The 20,443-nt window shown below is 69.8% G+C and carries 19 protein-coding genes; 4 read left to right on the forward strand and 15 right to left on the reverse strand.

The window, feature by feature from the left end:
• Positions 1-289: 289 nt before the first annotated feature.
• Positions 290-1,555: an MFS transporter gene (locus AB0383_RS01130; RefSeq protein WP_366184354.1), complete on the reverse strand. Its 1,266-nt coding sequence runs from the start codon at positions 1,553-1,555 to the stop codon at positions 290-292.
• On the reverse strand, positions 1,548-2,870 hold the full coding sequence (locus AB0383_RS01135) for a GH1 family beta-glucosidase (protein ID WP_366184356.1): 1,323 nt from the start codon (positions 2,868-2,870) through the stop codon (positions 1,548-1,550). The genes AB0383_RS01130 and AB0383_RS01135 overlap by 8 nt, the downstream gene beginning before the upstream one ends.
• Before the next feature lie 186 nt (positions 2,871-3,056).
• On the opposite strand from AB0383_RS01135, the gene AB0383_RS01140 reads away from it, so the two are divergent.
• Positions 3,057-3,683 carry a TetR family transcriptional regulator gene (locus tag AB0383_RS01140; RefSeq protein WP_220245489.1) on the forward strand — a complete coding sequence of 209 codons (627 nt, stop codon included), beginning with the start codon at positions 3,057-3,059 and terminating at the stop codon, positions 3,681-3,683.
• Here AB0383_RS01140 and AB0383_RS01145 read toward each other — a convergent pair.
• Positions 3,656-4,594, reverse strand: a complete 939-nt coding sequence (locus AB0383_RS01145) for a MerR family transcriptional regulator (protein WP_366184358.1) — start codon at positions 4,592-4,594, stop codon at positions 3,656-3,658. The genes AB0383_RS01140 and AB0383_RS01145 overlap by 28 nt on opposite strands.
• Before the next feature lie 278 nt (positions 4,595-4,872).
• The gene (locus tag AB0383_RS01150) at positions 4,873-6,060 is read right to left on the reverse strand and encodes an amino acid deaminase/aldolase (RefSeq protein ID WP_366184360.1); all 1,188 of its coding nucleotides are present in this window, start codon (positions 6,058-6,060) and stop codon (positions 4,873-4,875) included.
• Between the two features lie 102 nt (positions 6,061-6,162).
• Here AB0383_RS01150 and AB0383_RS01155 point away from each other — a divergent pair, with 102 nt between their 5' ends.
• Positions 6,163-7,467 (forward strand): D-arabinono-1,4-lactone oxidase, encoded by a 1,305-nt coding sequence (locus AB0383_RS01155; RefSeq protein ID WP_366184362.1) that lies wholly within the window; start codon positions 6,163-6,165, stop codon positions 7,465-7,467.
• 42 nt (positions 7,468-7,509) lie between these two features.
• Here AB0383_RS01155 and AB0383_RS01160 read toward each other — a convergent pair whose 3' ends face one another.
• The 3 genes from AB0383_RS01160 to AB0383_RS01170 are packed head-to-tail and all read right to left on the reverse strand — an operon-like array spanning position 7,510 to position 9,858.
• On the reverse strand, positions 7,510-8,469 hold the full coding sequence (locus AB0383_RS01160) for a ribose-phosphate pyrophosphokinase (protein ID WP_220245486.1): 960 nt from the start codon (positions 8,467-8,469) through the stop codon (positions 7,510-7,512).
• 43 nt (positions 8,470-8,512) lie between these two features.
• Entirely contained in the window at positions 8,513-9,163 is a 651-nt protein-coding gene (locus AB0383_RS01165) for an NAD(P)H-binding protein (RefSeq protein ID WP_364174013.1), read from the reverse strand.
• Between the two features lie 41 nt (positions 9,164-9,204).
• On the reverse strand, positions 9,205-9,858 hold the full coding sequence (locus AB0383_RS01170; RefSeq protein WP_364174016.1) for a hypothetical protein: 654 nt from the start codon (positions 9,856-9,858) through the stop codon (positions 9,205-9,207).
• A gap of 443 nt (positions 9,859-10,301) precedes the next feature.
• On the opposite strand from AB0383_RS01170, the gene AB0383_RS01175 reads away from it, so the two are divergent.
• Entirely contained in the window at positions 10,302-11,159 is an 858-nt protein-coding gene (locus tag AB0383_RS01175) for a CoA ester lyase (protein ID WP_366184365.1), read from the forward strand.
• A gap of 23 nt (positions 11,160-11,182) precedes the next feature.
• Here AB0383_RS01175 and AB0383_RS01180 read toward each other — a convergent pair whose 3' ends face one another.
• The 8 genes from AB0383_RS01180 to AB0383_RS01215 are packed head-to-tail and all read right to left on the reverse strand — an operon-like array spanning position 11,183 to position 19,615.
• A complete protein-coding gene (locus AB0383_RS01180; RefSeq protein ID WP_366184367.1) occupies positions 11,183-12,565 on the reverse strand; it encodes an amidase in 1,383 nt (460 codons plus the stop codon).
• 13 nt (positions 12,566-12,578) lie between these two features.
• Positions 12,579-13,337, reverse strand: a complete 759-nt coding sequence (locus AB0383_RS01185; RefSeq protein WP_366184369.1) for an SDR family NAD(P)-dependent oxidoreductase — start codon at positions 13,335-13,337, stop codon at positions 12,579-12,581.
• On the reverse strand, positions 13,334-14,758 hold the full coding sequence (locus AB0383_RS01190) for an aldehyde dehydrogenase family protein (RefSeq protein WP_366184371.1): 1,425 nt from the start codon (positions 14,756-14,758) through the stop codon (positions 13,334-13,336). The genes AB0383_RS01185 and AB0383_RS01190 overlap by 4 nt, the downstream gene beginning before the upstream one ends.
• Positions 14,751-15,560, reverse strand: coding sequence for an ATP-binding cassette domain-containing protein (locus AB0383_RS01195; protein WP_366184373.1), 810 nt, complete (start codon positions 15,558-15,560; stop codon positions 14,751-14,753). The genes AB0383_RS01190 and AB0383_RS01195 overlap by 8 nt, the downstream gene beginning before the upstream one ends.
• Positions 15,557-16,357: an ABC transporter ATP-binding protein gene (locus tag AB0383_RS01200; protein WP_366184375.1), complete on the reverse strand. Its 801-nt coding sequence runs from the start codon at positions 16,355-16,357 to the stop codon at positions 15,557-15,559. The genes AB0383_RS01195 and AB0383_RS01200 overlap by 4 nt, the downstream gene beginning before the upstream one ends.
• Positions 16,354-17,166, reverse strand: coding sequence for an ABC transporter permease (locus tag AB0383_RS01205; RefSeq protein WP_366184377.1), 813 nt, complete (start codon positions 17,164-17,166; stop codon positions 16,354-16,356). The genes AB0383_RS01200 and AB0383_RS01205 overlap by 4 nt, the downstream gene beginning before the upstream one ends.
• A gap of 17 nt (positions 17,167-17,183) precedes the next feature.
• Complete coding sequence (locus tag AB0383_RS01210) at positions 17,184-18,128, reverse strand: ABC transporter permease (protein WP_366184379.1); 945 nt, start codon at positions 18,126-18,128, stop codon at positions 17,184-17,186.
• Positions 18,125-19,615 (reverse strand): ABC transporter substrate-binding protein, encoded by a 1,491-nt coding sequence (locus tag AB0383_RS01215; protein WP_366184381.1) that lies wholly within the window; start codon positions 19,613-19,615, stop codon positions 18,125-18,127. Before AB0383_RS01215 ends, AB0383_RS01210 begins: the two co-directional genes overlap by 4 nt.
• A gap of 85 nt (positions 19,616-19,700) precedes the next feature.
• Here AB0383_RS01215 and AB0383_RS01220 point away from each other — a divergent pair, with 85 nt between their 5' ends.
• Positions 19,701-20,441: a FadR/GntR family transcriptional regulator gene (locus tag AB0383_RS01220; protein ID WP_364174043.1), complete on the forward strand. Its 741-nt coding sequence runs from the start codon at positions 19,701-19,703 to the stop codon at positions 20,439-20,441.
• The last annotated feature ends 2 nt before the right edge of the window (positions 20,442-20,443 follow it).

Genomic DNA, 20,443 nt, shown 5'->3' on the forward strand with positions numbered 1-20,443 from the left:
TCTCGCCGTGGCCGTGGACTGGTTCGTCCGTCCCCCCGAGCGAGGCGAACCAGCCCCGGTGCCCCAGCCCCCACCGCGATTAATCGAAAATTATCACCGCAGGCTCTAGCGGACGGCGAAATCCGCCGCTAGGTTGAAGATCATCGCAGCGGGGCCAACTCCCTGGCTACGACCACAAACTCCGCGGGCCGGTGCCGTTGCACTCCCCTCCCCCGACCGGCACCGGCCCGCGGTTCCACTTCCCGGAGTTATCGGGTTTGCCCGATTACCACTCCGATCACCGGGCTGATCACCGGACGGCTTTCACTCGCGTGACGAGCACACCCGCGAGGACCGTCGCCAGCGCCGCTGCCCCGAAAAGTGCCGGGTAGCCGCCGAGGAACTTGAGGATCAGCGTCGTCAGCAGCGGTGCCACGACCTGAGGCAGCGAACCGGCGATGTTCACCACGCCGAGGTCCTTCGCCCGGTTCTGCGCGACCGGCAGCACCTGCGTGAGCATCGCCAGCGCCACGGCCATGTACACGCCGAACCCGATGCCCAGCAGCGGCGACGCGATCAGCGCCGCCGGCCACGTCTGCCACACCACCAGCAGCAGCGCGGCGATCGCCATCACGGCCGAGGACGCCAGGACGTACGGCTTGCGGCGACCCGACTTGTCGGAGAAGTGCCCGGCCAGCACGGCGCCGATCACCAGCGCCACGCCGTAGAGGCCCATCATGATGAGCAGACCGTCTTCCGGGTCGGCGTAGTGCACGGAGTCCTTGAGGAAGAACAGCAGGAAAAGCGTGCCGAACGCGTTGCCCAGGTTGATCATGAAGTGGCAACCCCAGGCCCACGCGAAGTCCGGGTGCTTGCGCGGCGACACCCAGAGGTCCTTGAGGAACCGTCGGAACCGCGTGCTGGGCCGGAACTCCCGGGGCAGGCGCGCGTCGGGCGTGCGGAACACGAACGCGCCGGCCCCGCCGAGCACGATCACCGCGCACACCGCGTACCCCAGCGGCAGGCCGGCCACGTCGAGCATCACCACGACCACCACGGCGCCGAGCACCGTGCCGAGCATCTGCGCGATGCCGATCAGGCCACCGACCTGCGCACGCTGACCGACCGGCACGCGGTCGGCGACGCCGCAGATGAGCGTGGCGCCGAGCATGCCGTTGAGCCCGGCCTGCACGAGGCACCAGCCGATGGTCATCACGACGACGTTGGGTGCCTCGGCCAGCACCAGCAGCCCGGCCGCACCGAGGACCGCACCCAGGACGGTCCACGGGTGGCGGCGGCCGAAGCGCGAGACCGTGCGGTCGGACAGGAGGCCGACCAGCGGGTTCGCGATGAGCGCCACCGCCGCGCCGACGCCCGTGACCACGCCGAACACGGTCTCCTTGTTCGCGGCGTCGAGCAGCTCGGCCTGCTGCGGCAGGAGGACCTGGATCGGCGCGTAGATGCCGAGCCACATCGCGATGTTCGCGAAGAACAGCAGGCTCATCCAGCCCCGCCGCACCCGCGTGAGCGGTTCGGCGAGCGCTTCCGGAAGCCGGTTGGTGGTCGTGTCACTCATGGCGGACCAGCTTTCGGTACCAGGCGAAGGAGTCCTTCGGTGTGCGGCGCTGAGTCTCGTAGTCCACGTGCACGAGCCCGAAGCGGGGTGCGTAGCCCTTGGACCATTCGAAGTTGTCGAGCAGGGACCAGACGAAGTAGCCGCGCACGTCGACGCCGGCGTTCATCGCCTCGCGCAGGGCCTGGAGGTGGCCGTCGAGGAAGTCGATGCGTTCGGGGTCGTGAACCTGGCCGTGTTCATCGGGTGCGTCGGCGAAGCTGCAACCGTTTTCCGTGATGTACACGGGTGGGAGGTGCTCGCGGTAGCGGTCCTGGAACGAAACCAGCAGCTCGCGCAGGCCCTGGGGCACGATCGGCGAGTCGTTGGTGGTCACCGGGTAACCCTCGACCGGGCGCAGCTCGAACGGAAGGGGATTCCCCTCGCCGGGTGCCGCGACGCCCTGGGGCTCGTAGTAGTTGACGCCGTAGAAGTCGAGCGGCTGGTGAATGGTGGGCAGATCTTTTTCGAAGCCCTCGGGAAGGTGCGGGTGGATCTGCTCGGGGTAGGTGCCGAGCAGGACCGGATCGGCGAACGTGCGGTTGAGGAGGGCGTCGAGCCAGGTCTTGGCGGCTTCGGTTTCCTCGTCTTCGTCGGCGGGCCAGATGGGCGAGTGGTTGTTGGCCGTGCCGATGCTCTCGGCGCCCGTGGCCCGCAGCGCCTGGGTGGCGAGGCCGTGGGCGAGGTTCTGGTGGTGGGCGGTCGGGAGCGCGTCGAGCAGGAGGAACTGGCCGGGCGCGTATTCGCCGATGCCGTAGCCGTAGATCGACATGACCATGGGCTCGTTGAGCGGGATCCACAGCTTCACCCGGTCGGCGAAGCGCTCGCCGAGGATGGCGGCGTACTCGGCGAAGTGGTGCGCGGTGTCGCGGTTGAGCCAGCCGCCCGCGTCTTCGAGCGCTTGGGGCGTGTCCCAGTGGTACAGGGTGACGGCGGGCGCGATGCCGGCGGCGCACACGTCGTCGATGAGCTTGTCGTAGAAGGCGAGGCCTTCGGCGTTCGGCTTGCCGGTGCCGGTGGCCTGGATGCGCGGCCAGGCGATGGACATCCGGTAGGCGCCCACACCGAGTTCCGCCATCAGGGCGATGTCTTCGGAGTAGCGGTGGTAGTGGTCCGCCGCTACCTTGGCGTCCTCACCGCGGGCGATCTTGCCGTCGGTCGCGGTGAAGGTGTCCCAGATGGACGGTCCACGGCCGGCTTCGGCCGTGGCGCCTTCGATCTGGAACGCCGAGGTCGAGACACCCCACAGGAATTCAGGCGGGAAGGTCGGATAGTCCACCGGCGGAACACACCTTTCTCATCCGGCCACCCGGTCGGGTGAACGTGAAAAGTTCTCATATGCTAGGTCGTCACTCGTCCAGGGGGAAGCCCGCAAGGGCGCTAAAGTCCCAGATCAGACGAGTGGTTCCGCCGCTGCCGGCGGAACGGGGAGCGCAAGAACAGCGAGAAAGACCGAGGAACGACAGTGTCGGAGACCCAGGCGGAGACCACTCCGCTGCGGCGCAAGCCCGTGCAGCAGCGCAGCGCCAAGCGCGTGGAGCAGATGCTCGACGCCAGCGCACAGCTCATCGACGAGCTCGGCTACGACGCGTTGACGACCACGCTGATCGCCAAACGCGCGAACGTCGCGGTGGGCTCGCTGTACCAGTTCTTCCCCGACAAACGAGCCGTCGTCCAGGCGCTGACGCAGCGCAACCTCGAGCGCTTCGTGGCCGCCGTGAACGAGCGGCTGAAGGAGCTCAATCCCGAGCACTGGTGGAACATCGTCGACTCCGTGCTGGACATCTACCTGCGGATGCACCGCGAGGTCCCGGGCTTCTCCAAGGTCCACTTCGGCGACGTCATCGACGTCCAGCTCCTCGACGAGGAGCGCGACAACAACTCCGTGATCGTCGATTCGCTGGTGGACATCCTGCGGGTGCAGGTCGACCGGCCGGCGGATGAGCTCCGGTTCGCCATCGCCATCGCCAACGAGACCGCGGACGCGCTGCTGAAGCTGGCGTTCCGGCGTGACCCGCAGGGCGACGAGCGGATCGTGGCGGAGGCGAAGCACGTGGTGAAGGGTTACTTGGCGAGCAAGTTCGGCGAGTGATGGCGGGTGGCTTTTTCAAACCACTCGAGGGCTGGGCTGAGCGGAGTTGGTGTGGCCCAGCCGTTGATGGTGGCCAGTAGCCGGAGGTAGCGGTCCCGGCGGGGGTCTTTGGCTTGGTTGATGCGGGCCAGGTCTGCCGGGGTCGGGTCGATGTGGTGGAGGGCTTCGGCGCCGTCTGGTCCTTGGGGGTCTGCTTCGAGGTTGATTCCGGCGACTTCGGCGATGACGTCTCGGACCGGCGTTGGGGTGCGGGGCTGTGCGGCGGCCAAGTCGCGGAGTGCGGTGCGGAACTCCGGGTCTTGGGTGAGCTCGCCGAGTTCGACCCACGCGTCGACCTGTTCGGGGGTGGGATCGTCGGGGAGCTCGGGCGTGAGAGTGCGTTCGATGCCCGCCAGCCGCGCGTCCAACCCGCCGAAGACCGCCTCGAGGAACTTCTTGATCAGGTTCCGCCGCTCTTGTGCCGACATCGCGGCCAGTTCGTGCACCATCTCGACCTCCTCCCACCCAACTCCATTGCGCGCGACGGCCAGCAGAACCGCGCGCCGCACCTGGAGCACCTTGATCCACGCTTCGATCGCCTCAGCCTCGCCGGCCGCGACGTCGCTCAGCTTTGCTTCTCGCCCGACGACGGCTCGAATGGTCTTCAACCCGACCCCGAGCGCCCGCAAGGTCCGAACCACTCCGAGGCGCCCCACGGCATCCGCGCTGTACCGCCGACGCCCGGCCGAATCCCGGCCGGCCGTGGGAACCAACCCGACGTCGGAGTAGTAGCGGACCGCCTTGACCGACAATCTGGCCCGCCGGGCCAACTCGCCGATCGAGAGAACTTCATCGTCTTCCACAGAGACCAGCGTGCCTGCTCCCCCTGGGGGAGGCGCAAGCTTTTCGGTTTGTCCACAGGAGTTGTCCACAACTTGTGTCCGTTGTGGACAACTCGGCCGTTGAGGTCTCCGGGCGACTTCCCGCCGGTAGAATGGGATCGGGGCGTCCCCCGTTGGTACCCCCGCACCCGCGCGACGAACTCCTCCGCTCCGACCTTGAACCACGCCGCCGCACCAGGCGCCTGGCACACCGCGCGACCCACCTTGGTCCTCGTACACCACCCGCCCCGGCGCCCTCGATTCGACGCGCTCGCACCCGACCCCGTGCGCCTCGAGGATCTGGGCGAGTTCCAGGTCGTGGTGGTGCCTCAGCCGAAGTTCTTGTGTTCCCCGCGGTAAGTCGGCACCGTGCGGTCCAGTTGGTCGCCGCGCAGGAGGTGGTAGGCGTCGAAGCGTTCGGCGAGTTCGCCGGCTTTGGCGTGGCGCAGCCAGACGCGGTCGCCTAGCCGCAAGGCGCGGGCGGCGGGGCCGGTGACGGGGGTTTGGACCTCGCCGGCGCCTTCGAAGCCGAGGAGTTTCAGACCGGCCGGGAGGTAGGGCGAGGGGACGCGCGAGGCGCCCGCGGGGCCCGAGGCGATGTAGCCGCCGGCGAACAGGGTGGCGACGTCGCGGGCCGGGCGGCGGACGACGGGCAGCGCGAAGAGCGCGGCGGGGCGCGGGTGGAAGCGGGAGTAGCCGTCGAAGAGCGTGGGGGCGACGAGGCCTGAGCCGGCGGCGATTTCGGTGACGGCGGGTTCCGCGCCGGTAGTTTCGATGCTGCCGGTGCCGCCGCCGTTGACGAATTCGAGGTCGGCGATGTCGCGCACTGCGCGGACGACGGCGCCGCGGCGGCGCGAGATCTCGGCGGCCGAGCGGCGCTGCATCCAGCCGATCACGGAGTTGGACACGCCGCTGCCGGCCGCGTCGCCGAGGCCGGCGATCTGGCCTTCGTACGCCATCAGGCCTTTCAGCACGAAGCCCGGCCGCGCGGCGATTTCGCGGGCGAAGGACACGGCTTGTTTCACGGTGAACACCGGCGAGCGCCGCGTGCCGACGTGGACGCCTGGCAGCGGGCGCCACGACGCATCCAACTCGAGGCACACGCGGATGTCCGGGTGGCCGTGGCCGAGAGCGGCGTCGACGAGGTTCAGGTGCTCGGTGGAATCCATCATGATCGTGATGGCCGCGCGCGCTTCGTCCGACGCGGCGAGGCGGCGCAGGGCCTCGTGGTCGGCCGTCGGGTAGGCCACGACGATGTCGCGCGTGGTGCCCTGCTCCACGTGCCACACGGCCTCGGCGAGCGAGTAGCACATCAGGCCCTCGAAGCCGTCGCGCGCGAGCACGCGTTCCAGCAGGTAGCGGCACCGGACCGACTTGCTGACCACCCGGATCGGCTTGCCGGCGGCACGACGCAGGAGGTCGTCGGCGTTCGCGTCGAACGCGTCCAGGTCGACGATCGCGAAGGGCGGGTCGAGGTCCTTCGTCGCGAGGTCGTAGCCGTTCGGAGAGGTGGTCACGGACTTACGGTACGACAACAACGCTTGAAACGCGAATCTCATTCACTTACTGTTCCACCAATTACCGTAAGGACACTCAGCTCAGCGACGACAAGGTGCGCGATGACTCCGTGGAGCAACTGGGCCGGCACCGCCAAGGCCTCCCCGCAACGGGTGCACCGGCCCCGCAGCACGGCGGAGGTCGCCGGCGTCGTGAGCGGCATCGCCGACGCCGGCCGCCGCGTGCGGCCGTGGGGCAGCGGCCACTCCTTCACGGCCATCGCCGTCGCCGAAAGCGACGCGCTCGACCTCACGCGCTGGACCGGCATCGAGACAGCCGACCTCGAAACCCACCGCGTGACCGTGCGCGCCGGAACCACGATCAAGCAGCTCAACACCGAACTCGACGGCCTCGGCCTGGCCATGACGAACCTCGGCGACATCGACGCACAGACCATCGCCGGCGCGATTTCCACCGGCACCCACGGCACCGGTGCGCGCTTCGGCGGCATCTCGGCTCAGATAGTCGGGCTGCAGCTCGTGCTAGCCGACGGCTCCGTCGTCACCTGCTCCGCCGACGAGCGCCCAGACCTGTTCAACGCTGCCCGCGTCGGGCTCGGAGCCCTCGGCGTGATCACCACCGTCACCCTGCAGTGTGAACCCTCGTTCGTGTTGACCGCGCAGGAACGGCCCGAGCCGCTGGAGCAGGTGCTCGAAGGCTTCGACGAGTTCGCCGCCGCGTGCGACCACTTCGAGTTCTACTGGTTCCCCTACGGTAAGAACGCCCTGGTCAAGCGCAACAACCGGCAGCCGCTGGGCACTGTTCGCAAGCCGCTGTCGAAGCTGCGCCAGTTCGTCGACTACGAGCTCACGGAGAACGTCGCGTTCGGCGGCATCTGCCGGCTCGGCCGCGCGGTGCCGAAGCTCGTGCAGCCGCTCGGCGGGTTCGCCGCGCAGGTGCTCTCGGCGCGCGAGTACAGCGACCTCTCGCACCGCGTGTTCGTGACGCACCGCGGTGTGCGGTTCGTGGAGTCCGAATACGCGGTTCCACGTGAATCACTGCTCGGCGTGCTCGCCGAGCTGCGCGCGCTCGTGCCGCGGCTCGAGAACCCGGTGATGTTCCCCGTCGAGGTGCGCGTGGCCGCGGCCGACGACATCTGGCTTTCGACGGCGAACGGCCGCGACTCGGCCTACATCGCCATCCACCAGTTCGTCGGCATGCCCTACCGCGAGTACTTCTCGGGCTTCGAGGCGATCGTCGCGCAGGTCGGCGGCCGCCCGCACTGGGGCAAGATGCACGACCTCGACGCCCACACCCTGCGCACGCGCTACCCGCACTTCGACGATTTCGTGCGCGTGCGCAAGGAGTGTGACCCGGCCGGCACGTTCACCAACACGTACCTGGACCGGGTGCTCGGCTCGATCTGATCAAACCGGCCCGATCAAACCGGCCCGATCAAACCGGGTTGATCAGATCGGTTCGAACAGCGAGCTGACCGACTCGCCGTTGTGGATCCGCCGCATCGCCTCGGCCATCGCCGGCGCGATCGACAGGATCTTCAGCTTCTCGCTGCGCTCCTCGACCGCGACCGGCACCGTGTTCGTGCAGACGATCTCCAGCACGTCTTCCTGGCTGCCGATCCGGTCGATCGCCTTGTCGGCGAACAACCCGTGGGTACAGGCGACGCGGATCGTGCGCGGCTTCAGCTCTCGCAGGCGGTCGAGCAGCTCCAGCACGGTGCTGCCGCGGGCGATCTCGTCGTCGAGCACGATCACGTCGCGGCCGGTGATGTCGCCGATCACCGACGTGATCTCCACGCGGTCGTCGGCGTAGCGCTGCTTCGTGCCCGACGCGACACGCGCGCCGAGCAGCCGCGCGAAGTGCGCCGCTTCCTTCGCGTTGCCCAGGTCGGGCGAGACGACGGTGGCGTTGGACAGGTCGTACTGGCGAAAGTGCCGGGCCAGCTCGTGCAGCGCGTGCAGGTGGTCGACGGGCACCGAGAAGAACCCGTGGACCTGCGGCGAGTGCAGCGTCATCGCGAGCACGCGGTCGGCGCCGGCGGTGACCATGAGGTCGGCCACGAGCCGGCCGCCGATGGAGATGCGCGGCGCGTCCTTCTTGTCCGAGCGCGCGTACGCGTAGTGCGGCATCACTACGGAGATGCGGGCCGCCGACGCACCGCGCGCCGCGTCGAGCATCAGCAGCAGCTCCACCAGGTGCTCCTGCACCGGCTTCACCAGCGGCTGGATGATGAAGACGTCCCGCTCGCGGCAGTTGGCCTGCAGCTGCACCTGGAGGCAGTCGTTGGCGAAGCGTTCGACTTGTACCGGGAGCAGCGGCACCCCGAGGTGGGTGCAGATCTCCGCCGCCAGTTCGGGATGAGCGCTACCGCTGAAAACCGCGATGTCCCGCAAGGAAGGATTCCCCATCTCTGTGGTCCGGTGGGTACGGATCCAATCCTAGAGGTGCAGGTCAGAGCGCCGAGATCGCGTCTGCGATCGTGTCCTCACCCGAGATCAGCTCCAGCGTGCGCCGCGCGGTGGCCGGCGCGTCGAGCAGGGCGAGGACCACGGCGGCGACGTCCTCCCGCGGCACGGCGGCGCGGCCGGTTTTGGGGGCGATCTTGACGTTGCCGGTGCCGGAATCGTTGGTCAGCGCGCCGGGACGCAGGATCGTCCAGTCGAGGTCGCGGGCCTTCAAGTCTTCCTCCGCGGCGGCCTTCGCGTACAGGTAGGCGCGGAATACCGGGTCGAGGTCCGGCGCGTCGGGGGTGTCGGCACCCATGGAGCCGATCTGGATGAACCGGCGGACGCCCGCACTCTGGGCCGCCTCGGCGAACAGCGCGGCGGCCGCGCGGTCGACGGTGTCCTTGCGCGCCTCGCCACTACCCGGCCCGGCGCCCGCGGCGAACACCGCCGCGTCGGCCCCGCGGAGCACCTCGGCGACGGCGTCCACATCGGACTGCTCCAGGTCGAGCACCACGGTCACCGCTCCGGCGGCCAGCAGGTCGCCTTCGTGATCGGGGTTGCGCACGATCCCGACGGGCTGATCACCCCGCTCGGACAGGAGCTTCTCGAGACGAAGGGCGATCTGACCGTGTCCACCGGCAATGACGACTCGCATGATTCCGACGGTAGTCCGGTCGCGAAGCCCGCGCAGGTCGGTCAGTCGACGTCGGCGGGGACTTCGGCAGTGCGCAGCAGCTGGTCGTAGGCCATTTCGTTGACCCAGCGCGACACGGGGTCCTCGGCGAGGAGGATGCGCTCGGTGCGGCCCTCGAGGTCGAGGTCGACCTGGGCGTGGGGGTCGGCGGCGGCGATGGCGAGCCCGTACGCGCGAGCGCGCGGCAGGCAGTTCGCCACGTAGTCTTCCGTCAGTACGGCAGGCGATGGGAGAACCATCGCGGCCTCGCCGTAACGTGCGAACGGAACCGCGGAGGCCATCGCGGTCCGCCAGTGCCGTGCGACCGCGAGGACGCCGATGATCTCGGCGGCCGGCGCGGGTGCGGTCGCAGCCAGCTCTGGCCAGGTCCAGGTGTCGACGGTGGCGCGATCGGCGACGGGACCGACACCCATCGCGATCCGCTCCGCGTGCACGTCGGTGCGAAGCCGGGCGACGATGCTGACCTTGCGGCCGAGCAGGGTCGCCTCGGGCAGCACAATGCCGTTCCAGCCCAGAAGGGCCGCGGCCTTGCGCGCCAGTTCGTCGACGCTCGCCGGGAGCTCGATCGGCGGCACCACCCGGCTCGGCATCGACCGGCTGCGCTTCGCGCCACCGGCGACCGTCGAGCGCTCGGTGTTCTGAGGTGTAGCCGCCACGAGTTCCGCCTCCTTCAACAACCTGTACCCCTGCGTGCCTTGTGAAACGGGCACATGACTTGAGTACCAGTGCGGCGGCACGGGGTCTTCACGTTGCACGAGTGGCTGCGATCGGCGGCGCTCAGCGGTCGGTGACCGGTCGGTAGGCGGTCATCGGACTTCAGCCCGACCGTGCGGCCAACCGAGTGAGCCGGAGGTGAGTGGCGTTACGGACCGCCTACGAACGACTACCCGCGGCCCGGAACTCGACCATGGCAAGAGTCGAGCGCGTTACGCCATTCGGCGCAACCGCGCCGTGTTCCACTGTGGACGTCGCAGGTGGGAGGGGGTCACCCGGTTGGCGGTGACCTTCGCCGCAGCGGTGTCACACCGGCCCGGATTAGGGTTTGGCGACCGTCGATTCCTGTCTGGTCCCGTCGAGTTCTGTCGCGTGAGGAGCGAGCATGACGCAGATCCGGCCCCGCCGATCGGTGCTCTACATGCCGGGCGCCAACGAACGCGCGCTCGAGAAGGCCAAGACCCTGCCGGCCGACGCGCTCGTCCTCGATCTCGAGGACGCCGTCGCGCCGGATGCGAAGAAAGCCGCGCGCGAGCGGGTGTGCGCCGCGCTGGGGAGCTACGGAACGCGCGAGGTGGCCATCCGCGTCAACGGCCTCGACACCGAGTGGCACGACGCCGACCTGCGCGCCGCCGCGTCCGCCGGCCCCGCCGCCGTGGTCGTGCCGAAGGTGAACTCGGCGGGCGAGGTGCACAACATCGAGCGCGCCCTGGAGCTCGGCGGCGCACCCGAGGAGACGAAGATCTGGGCGATGCTGGAGACGCCCGTCGCGATCCTGCACGCCGAGGAGATCGCCGCCGCGTCGTCGCGGCTGACGGTGCTGGTGATGGGCACGAACGACCTGGCGAAGGAGCTGCACGCCGCCTTCATCCCGGGCCGCTGGCCGCTGCTTTCCGCGTTGTCGACGGCCGTCCTCGCCGCCCGTGCGACGGGCAAGGTCATCCTCGACGGCGTCTACAACGACGTGAAGGACGGCCCGGGCTTCGAAGCCGAATGCCGCCAGGGCCGCGACTTCGGCTTCGACGGCAAGACGCTCATCCACCCGTCGCAGCTGGAGCCGTGCAACCGGATCTTCGCCCCGTCCCCCGCGGAGGTCGACCACGCCCGCCGGGTCATCGCCGCCTTCGACGAGGCCCGCTCGGCCGGCCGGGGCGTGGTGACGGTGGACGGGCGGATGATCGAGAACCTGCATGTGGAGGAAGCGCAGCGGGTGCTGGCGCTGGCGGAGGCGGTCGGCAGCTGAGTCCCACGTGGGACGGACGGTCCTCAGCCGATCGGCCAGGGGCGCTGCTCCGGGCGCAGCTGTTCGTACGCCGCGGCCGCGCGCAGGACGGCCAGGTCGGCGAAGCGGGGGCCCGCGATCTGCAGGCCGATCGGGATGCCGTCGGTGGTGTAGCCGCAGTTGAGGGCGACTGCGGGCTGACCGGACATGTTGTAGGGCACCGTGAAGGGGATGTGCTCGAAGGGGCGCGCGGGGTCGTTGGTGGGGGACGCGGCGTCGAAGGCCGGGGCGGAGACGGCGCAGACCGGGGAGAGGACGACGTCGTAGGCCGAGGTGGCCTGGATGGCGGCGGTGCTCATGCGGTCGATGCAGGCGAAGCCGCGGTAGGTGTCGAGAGCGGACACGGAAGCGGCCGACGACGCCCAGGTGGCGATGTAGGGCAGGACACGGGCGCGGCGGTCCTCGGGCAGCGCGAGCAGGTCGGACCAGGCGCGGACGCGCCAGAAGACGTCGAGGCCGTCGAGAAGTTCGCGGGTGAGGAAGGGGTCGACCGGGGAGACGTCGGCGCCCGCGGTTTCGAAGAGGGTTGCGGCGGCGGTGACGGCGGCGGTGATCTGCGGGTCGACGGGGAGGCCGACGCCGGGGTCGAGGTGGAGGCCGACGCGGAGGCCGCGCAACGAAGACTCCAGCGCGGTCCAGTCGAGGGTGGCCGGTGGGAGGCTGAGGTGGTCGCGGGCGTCGGGGGCGGACAGGACGCCCATCAGCAGCGCGGTGTCGGCGACGGTCCTGGTCAGCGGGCCCGCGACGCGGCCGAGGAACGGCGGGTCCACCGGCACCCGGCCGAAGCTCGGCTTCAGGCCGACGAGGCCGCACCAGCCGGCGGGGAGGCGGATGGAACCGCCGATGTCGGTGCCGACGTGGAGGGGTCCGTAGCCCGCGGCGGCGGCCGCCGCGGCGCCCGCGCTGGAGCCGCCGGGGGTGCGCGAGAGATCCCACGGGTTGCGGGTCGCGGTGTGGAAGCTGGAGAGGCCGGAGGTGAGCATGCCGTAGTCGGGCATGGTCGTCTTGGCGAGCAGCACGACGCCGGACTCGCGGACGCGCGCGGCGGCGGGAGCGTCGGTGGCGGCCGGGGTGAGGGTGGTGGCGGCGGTGCCGAGCGGCACGGGAGTGCCGCGGGTTGCGATGTTTTCCTTCAGCGTCAAGGGAACGCCGTCGATCGGGCCCAGCGGCTCGCCGGCGTGCCAGCGGGCTTCGGACTGCTTCGCGGCAGAGCGCGCTGAAGCTGCGTCGTACGCGTACAGGGCGTGCAGCTGCGGCTCGCGCGCTTCGATGCGGGTGAGGACGGCTTCGGTCGCCTCGACGGGCGACACCGTGCCTGCGCGGTAGCCCGCGACCAGGTCCACCGCGGTCAGGTCGGTCAGCTCCATCGTTACCTCCGATTCACGAAGCGGGTGGTTCGAAACGCCCGTCGACGGCGGTCCAGCCCCCGTCGACGGCGAGCACGGAGCCCGTGACGAACGTCGAAGCGTCCGAAGCGAGGTACACCACGGCGCCGGCCAGCTCGTCGGCGCGCGCCCAGCGGCCGAGGGCGCCCTTGGTGGCGTAGGCGTCGTACCAGCTGGGGTTCTGCTTGATCTGCGCGGTGAGCGGGGTCTCGACGACGCCCGGCGCGATGGCGTTCACGCGGACGCCCGACGGCCCGAACTCCGCGGCGGCGGTGCGGAAGAGCTGTACGAGGCCGGCTTTCGTCGCGGAGTAAGGGCCTTGGCCCGGCTCGACGGTGGTGCCGCGGATCGAGGAGAACCCGATGATGCTGCCCCGGCCGCGCGCGACCATCGGCCCGCCGAACGCCCGCACCACCTCGAACGCGACGCCGAGGTTCAGCTCGACGACGCGGTCGAACTCCTCGCGGGTGTAGTCGAGGAGGCGCTTGCGCACGTTCACGCCGGCCGTGAGCACGACCGCGTCGAGCTCACCCAGTTCCTCGGCCGCGCGCTCGACCGCACCCGGTTGAAGGAGATCGATCCCGTACACCTCGGCCACGCGGGTCTCCCGTGCGGCAGGAACGTCGCGGTCCGCGCAGATCACGTGCGCACCGTGCGCGGCCAGCGCCCGCGCGGCTTCGCGGCCGATGCCGCTTCCGCCGCCGAGCACCACGATACGGCGGCCATCCAGGCGGAAGAGGTTTTCGTAGTTCACGGGCGTAGCACCGCCATTCTCGTCACGGTCAGTTCTTCCACGGCGAAGCGGGGGCCTTCGCGGCCGATGCCGGAGTCCTTGACGCCGCCGTAGGGCATGGTGTCGGAGCGGAAGCCGGGGACTTCGTTCACGACCACGCCGCCGACGTCGAGCTCGTCGAGGGCGCGGAAGGCGGTGCTGAGGGAGCGGCTGTAGACGCTGGCGTGGAGGCCGTAGCGGGAGGCGTTCACGGCCGCGAAGGCGGAGTCCACATCGGACACCGCGCGGAGGCAGACGACGGGGCCGAAGATTTCTTCGTCCCAGCATTCGACGCCGTCGGGGACATCGGCCAAGACGGTCGGTTCCAGGGCGCCGTCACGCAGAGAGCCACCGGCCAGCAGCCGCGCTCCGGCGGCGGTCGCTTTGTCGACCCACTCGACGACGCGGTCGGTGGAGCGGGGGTCGATCAGCTTGGACACGCGGGTGGCCTCCGAGCGCGGGTCGCCGACGACGACCTCGGACAGGCGAGCGAGCACGCGAGCCGTGAATTCCGAGGCCACCGAAGAGACGACCAGGACTCGCTGCACCGAGATGCACGCCTGGCCCGAGGCGTAGAAGCCGCCCCTCAACACAGCGTCGGCCGCCGCGTCGAGGTCTGCGTCTTCAGCGACAACCAGAGCCGCATTCGAGCCCAGCTCCAACAGGGTCTTGGTCGGAGCGGCGTCGCGGGCGATCTGGTGGCCGACGGCGGCCGAGCCCGTGAACGACACCGCGCCCACGCGGCGGTCGGTGACCAGGGCGGAACCGACCGAGGCGTCGCCCGTGACCAGTTGCACCATGGCCGGGATGGGCGCCAGCGAGCGGACGAGGTGGACCAGCCACAACGTGGCCAAGGGCGTCTGCGGCGCGGGCTTCACGACCACCGGACAGCCGGCCGCGATGGCCGGCGCGATTTTGTGCGACGCCAGCAGCACCGGGTAGTTGAAGCCGGCGATCCCGACGACGACGCCGATCGGCTTGCGTTTCCAGAAGCCGACAAGGCCGTCGCCCGACGGGAGCAGGTCCAGGGGCACCGTCTCGCCGTGCAGGCGGGACACCTCTTCGGCCGCGGCTTCCCACGTGACGATCGTGCGCGCGACCTCGACCCGGCAGTCGACCAGCGGTTTTCCGGTTTCCAGGACCAGCAACGCTTCGAACTCGGCACTGCGTGAGCGCAAAGCAGCGGCCACGTCGTTCAGCAGCTGCCGGCGCGTCCGCGAAGGAAGAGCCGCGACCTCCCGCGCGACAGCCACCGCCTCGTCGATCGCGCGCGTCGCCAGGGCAGGAGTGCCGACCGGAGCAGAACCGATCACACTGCCGTCATAGGGGAAAACCACGTCCGAAGTGTCCGAAGTAGATATCCAACCGGAGCCGATCGGCAGTCCCTCGGGGCAGTCAGGCATCCTCCGCACTCCCTCCACTGAGTCCTCCAATCAGCCCTCCAGTCAGCCCTCCACTCAGCCGGGCCAGCTCGGCGCGCAGGTCGGGCGCGGCGGCCAGTAGTTCCCGGGTGTACTCGTGCTGCGGCGTTTCGTAGACCTCCTCGACGGCGCCGATCTCCACGATCTCTCCGCGCCGCATCACGGCGACGCGGTCGCACACGTGCCGCACCACGCCGAGGTCGTGCGAGACGAAAACGAGCGTCAGCGAGAACTCCGCCACCAGACGCGCCAGCAGGTCGAGGATCTGGGCGCGCACGGCGACGTCGAGGGCGCTCACCGGCTCGTCGGCCAGCAGCACACTCGGGTTCGGCGCCAGCGCGCGGGCGATGGAGATGCGCTGACGCTGGCCACCGGAGAACTGGTGCGGGTAGCGCGAAGCGGCGTCGGCGGGCAGGCCGACGGCTTCCAGCAGCGAGGCCACCCGCTCCGGCGAACGTCGGCCCAACGGCTCGGAAATGATGTCCCGCACCCGCATCCGCGGGTCGAGCGAACCCATCGGGTCCTGGAACACGATCTGCATCGACGACCGCAGGAACCCCAGCTTCCGCTCCGGCAGGTTGTCGATCCGCCGCCCGTCGAACGAGACCGTGCCCGACGTCGGCCGGTCCAGCGCCGCCAGCAGGCGCACCAGCGTGGACTTGCCCGACCCCGACTCGCCGACGATCCCGAACCGTTGCCCGGCCTCGACGTCGAAGCTCACGCCGCGTAGTGCGTGGACATCCCGGCGCGCGTACTTCCGATGCAGGCCACGGACTTCGATCATCGAGATGCTCCATCCTCCGGGGCCGAGCCCCGGACCCCAGCCGGGGGACGAGCCCCCCTGGACCCCCCCACAGCGGTCAGGTCGGAAGCTGCCAGTAACGCCTTCGTGTAAGCATGCTGCGGCGCCGTCAGCACCGACCGCGTCGACCCGCGCTCCACGATCTCCCCGTCCAGCATCACCAGCACCCGCTCGCACACCGACGCCACCACCGCCAGGTCGTGCGTGATGAACAGCAACGCGGCCTCAGCAGACAACGAACTCTTGATCAACGACAGGATCTGCGCCTGCACCGTCACGTCCAGCGCCGTCGTCGGTTCGTCGCAGATCAGCAGCGACGGCTCGTTGGCCAGCGCCATCGCCAGCACCACCCGCTGCCGCTGCCCGCCCGAAAGCTGGTGCGGATACGCCCGAGCGGTGCCCGGCAGGCCGACCGCCGCCAGCAGCTCCTCCGCCGAACGCCCCCGCCGGCCGTGCACGCGGAACGGCTCCGTCACCTGCCGGCCCACGCGCATCGCCGGGTTCAGCGCCGTCATCGGCTCCTGGAACACCATCGACAACCCGTTGCCGCGCAACCGCGACAGCTCGCGTTCGGACGCGCCCAGCAGCTCGCGATCGTTCAGCCGCACCGAACCCGTCGCCCGCAGCTCGTCCGGCAGCAGGCCCATGATCGACAACGCCGTGAGCGACTTCCCCGACCCCGACTCGCCGATCAGCCCGACGCGTTCGCCCGCGCCGATCGAGAACGACACATCCCGCACCAGGCCAGCGACCCGCAGACCGTCCACTGTGAGAGTCATGCGCGGGCCGCCAATCGCGGGTCGAGCCGGTCGCGCAGCCCGTCGCCCAGCAGGTTGAACCCGAGCACCGCCACCGCGATCGCGACGCCCGGCACCAGCGCGAGCCGCGGGTGGATGGTCAGCAGCTCCTGCGACTCCTGCAGCATCCGGCCCCACGACGGCGTCGGCGGCCGCGTGCCGAAGCCGAGGAACGACAGCGCCGCCTCGGCCAGCACGGCGATCGCGAACGACACCGAAGACTGCACGATCAGCAGGCCCGAGATGTTCGGCAGCACGTGGCGCGCGGCGATGTTCACACGCGAGCGCCCGGCCGCGCGCGCCGCGAGCACGAACTCGCTGCTGCCCACCTGCAACGTCCCCGACCGCGCGATCCGCGCGAACGACGGGGCGGTCGCGATGCCGATCGCGATCATCGCCGTGAGCGTGTCGGCGCCGAACACCGCGCCGAACATGATCGCCAGCAGCAGCGCGGGAAACGCGAGCACGAGGTCGTTCACGCGCATCACGAACTCGCCCAGCCACCGCGGCGCCAGCCCCGCCAGCACCCCCAGCGGCGTACCGATCACCGCGGCGATGCCGACCGCCACCACACCGACGTACAGCGTGGTGCGCGCGCCGACCATGATCTGGCTGAACACGTCGCGGCCGAACTTGTCGGTGCCGAACAGGTGCTCGGCCGACAAGCCCAGCAGCTTGTCGGCCGCGTTGACCTGCACCGGGTCGTACGGCGTCCACACGAACGACACCAGCGCGGCCAGCACCACGAGCGCCACCAGCACCGCGCCGAGCGTGAGGCTGCGGTTTCGCACCGGAGTGAGCGTGGTCATCACGAACCCCGCAATCTCGGGTCGAGCACCGTGTAGAGCACGTCCACGACGAAGTTCACCAGCAGCACCCCTGCCACGAGCACCAGCACGATTCCCTGCACCGTCAGCAGATCGCGCGACGACACGGCGTCGAGCAGCATGCTGCCGAGACCAGGCAACACGAACACGCGCTCGACCACGACCGCGCCGATCAGCAGCGTCGCGAGCTGCAGGCCGAGCACCGTCACGACGGGCACCGACGCGTTGCGCAACCCGTGGCGCCGCAACGCCTGCGCCGGCAACAAGCCCTTCGACCGAGCCGTGCGCAGGTAGTCCTGGCCCAGTGTGTCGAGCACGGCCGAGCGGACGTAGCGCGTGAGCACCGCGCCCTGCACCAACCCGAGTGACAACGCCGGCAGGATCAGCCCGCGCACGAACTGCCCCGCGTCCTGGTCCGGCGGCGTCCACCCGCCGCTGGGCAGCCAGCGCAGCTGCACCGCGAAGATCTGCACCAGGATGATCCCGGCGAGGAACGCGGGGATCGCCACGCCGATCTGCGACAGCCCGGAAATCGTGACCCCACTGGGCTTGCGGTGCCGCACGGCCGCGAACATCCCCACCGGCACCGCGATCACCAGCGCCACCACCATGCTCGCGCCGACCACCCACAACGTCACGCCGAGCCGGTCGAGCAGCTGCGGCCCGATGGCTTCACGCGTGACGTACGAGCGGCCGAAGTCTCCGTGCAGCACGCCGCCGATCCAGCTGACGTACTGCGTGACGAGCGAGCGGTCGATGCCGAACTCCGCGCGCGTCTTCGCCAACAGCTCCGGCGTCGCGTTGACGCCGAGCGCGACCTGCGCCGGATCACCCGGCAGCACGGCCATGAACAGGAACACCACGATCGACGCGACGAAGAGGCTGACCACGAGGATCGCCACGCGCCGGAGCACCTTCACGGTCATGCCGGCCTCAGTCCCGTGAGGTCGAACGACTCGCTGACCTGGTTCTTCGCGAACCCCGTGACCTTGTTCTTCGCCACGATCACGTTGGGGTACAGGAACAACCAGTCGGCCGCCGCGTCGGTGTCGAGCTGGCGCGCCGCCTGTTTCATGTCCGCGACCTGCTGCTGCGGCGTGCCGCTGTCGGCCTCGGCCAGCAGCTGCTGCACGCGCGGGCTGTCGTAACCCCAGTAGTACGTGGGTTTCCCGAACGTCGTGATGTCGCGGGCCTCCACGTGCTGGATGATCGACAGGTCGTAGTCGTGGTCGGTGAACACCTGCTTGAGCCACACGGCCGGGAAGTCGAGCGGCTCGATCGTGGTCCGCACGCCGACGTCGGCCAGCTGCGACTGCACCACCTGCGCGGCCGACACGGCATACGGCAGGTTCGGAATCCGCAGCCGCAGGTTGAGGTTCTTCACGCCGGCTTCCGCGAGTAGCTGCTTCGCCTTCGCCGGGTCGTACGGGTACACGCCGGAAAGGTCCTCGTACCACGGGTCCGTGGGCGGGACCATGCTGCCGATCAGCGTGCCCCGGCCGTTGAACACCAGATCCAGCACGGCTTTGCGGTCGATCGCGTACGTCAGTGCCTGGCGCACGCGCGGGTCGGTCAGCGGTGCGCGCTGGTTGTTGAACGCGAGCGTGACCTCGCTGTTGGTGGTGCCCTGCAGCACGGTGAACCGGTCGTCGCCCTGGAACTGCGGGATCGAGTCGGCCGAGGTGAGTGAGGAGATCACGTCGATGCCGTTGCTGAGCAGGGCGTTGTTGAGCGCGGTCGGGTCGGCGATGTACTTGAGCACCACCGTGGAGTACGCGGGTTTGCGGCCCCAGTACGCCGGGTTCTCCTTGAGCACGATGGAATCCCCGCGCCGGCGCGACGCCACCTCGTACGGTCCGGTGCCCACCGGCTTGTTCGCCAGGTCGGCCACGCCGGTCGGGCTGAACATCGCGCCGAGGCGGCTGGTGAGGCTGAACAGCCAGCCATTGCTGGGTTTCGAGAGCACCACGCGCGCGTGGTCGGGTGAGACGACGTCCACGTGGTCGACCACGTTCATGGCGGACTTGATCGAGATCGTCCAGTCGGTCTTCACGCGCAGCAGCGAGAACTTCACGTCCGACGCGGTGAACGGCGCGCCGTTGCTGAACTTCACGCCGGGCTGCAGCTGGAAGTCATACGTCTTGCGGTCGGGGCTCACGGTCCACGACTTGGCGAGCAGCGGCACGATCCGGCCCTGCGCGTCGAGCTTTACCAGGCCCTCGTAGACGTTGTACAGCAAGGCCTGCGGGATGGCGGCACCGTCGGCGTGGGTGAAGTCGAAGTTCGCCGGTTCGGCCGTGAAGCCCACCGACAGCGTGTCGGGACCGCTCGACACGCTCGCGCTGGAGCCGGCCGAGCAGGCGGACGCCGCGAGCAGCACCGCGAGCGCCGCGAGGTGGAGCCGGGCTCTCATTCAGCCTCCTGAAGCGGCCTTCAAGCAAGTACACTGGTCTGACCAGTAGCCTGAGGTTGGCACCAGACGACGCCGAGGTCAAGGGATGAAGTTCGAACCGGTGGCCCCGGTCCGCGCGTACGAGCGGATCGTGGAGCAGATCGAGGAGGCCGTGGTCAGCGGCCGCCTCAAACCCGGCGAGCGCCTGCCCGGCGAACGCGAGCTCATGACGCAGTTCGGCGTCGGCCGCTCGACGGTGCGGGAAGCGTTGCGCGTGCTGCAGGCCGCCGAGCTGATCCGGTCGCGGCCCGGTGACCCGCGCGGCCCCGAGGTGCTGGCCGCGTCACCGGCGGCGTTGCACCGCTCGATGCACCGGCTCGCCCGCGCCGACCACGTGGGGCTGGCGGAGCTGCTGCAGTTCCGGATGGTGCTCGACGGTTCGGCCCACCTGCTGGCCGCGCAGCTGCGCACCGAAGCCGATCTGTCCGCTTTGGACACCGCGCTCGCGGCCATGCGCGCCGGCGCCGAAGAGGGGTTCGCGCAGTTCAGCCGGGCCGACGTGGCGTTCCACGAGACGATCGCCCGCGCGTCCCGAAACCCGCTGCTGGTGGTGAGCGCCGAGGTCGTGCGCGGAGTGGTGCTGGAGCTGATCGAGGACAAACTCTCGCATGCCCGCGACCGTTCGGCGTTGATGCAGTCGTGGCTGGGCCACCACGCCGAGGTGCTGGAAGCCGTGCGCGCGGCCGACGGGGAACTGGCGGCGCGGCTGGCGCGGCGAGCGCTGTATGACAACTACGCGGAGTACGTGCCGGAAGAGCAGCGCGCGCTGCTCACGCCGTTGCTCTGAAT

Source organism: Amycolatopsis sp. NPDC051373, from assembly GCF_040689465.1.
GTDB lineage: Bacteria > Actinomycetota > Actinomycetes > Mycobacteriales > Pseudonocardiaceae > Amycolatopsis.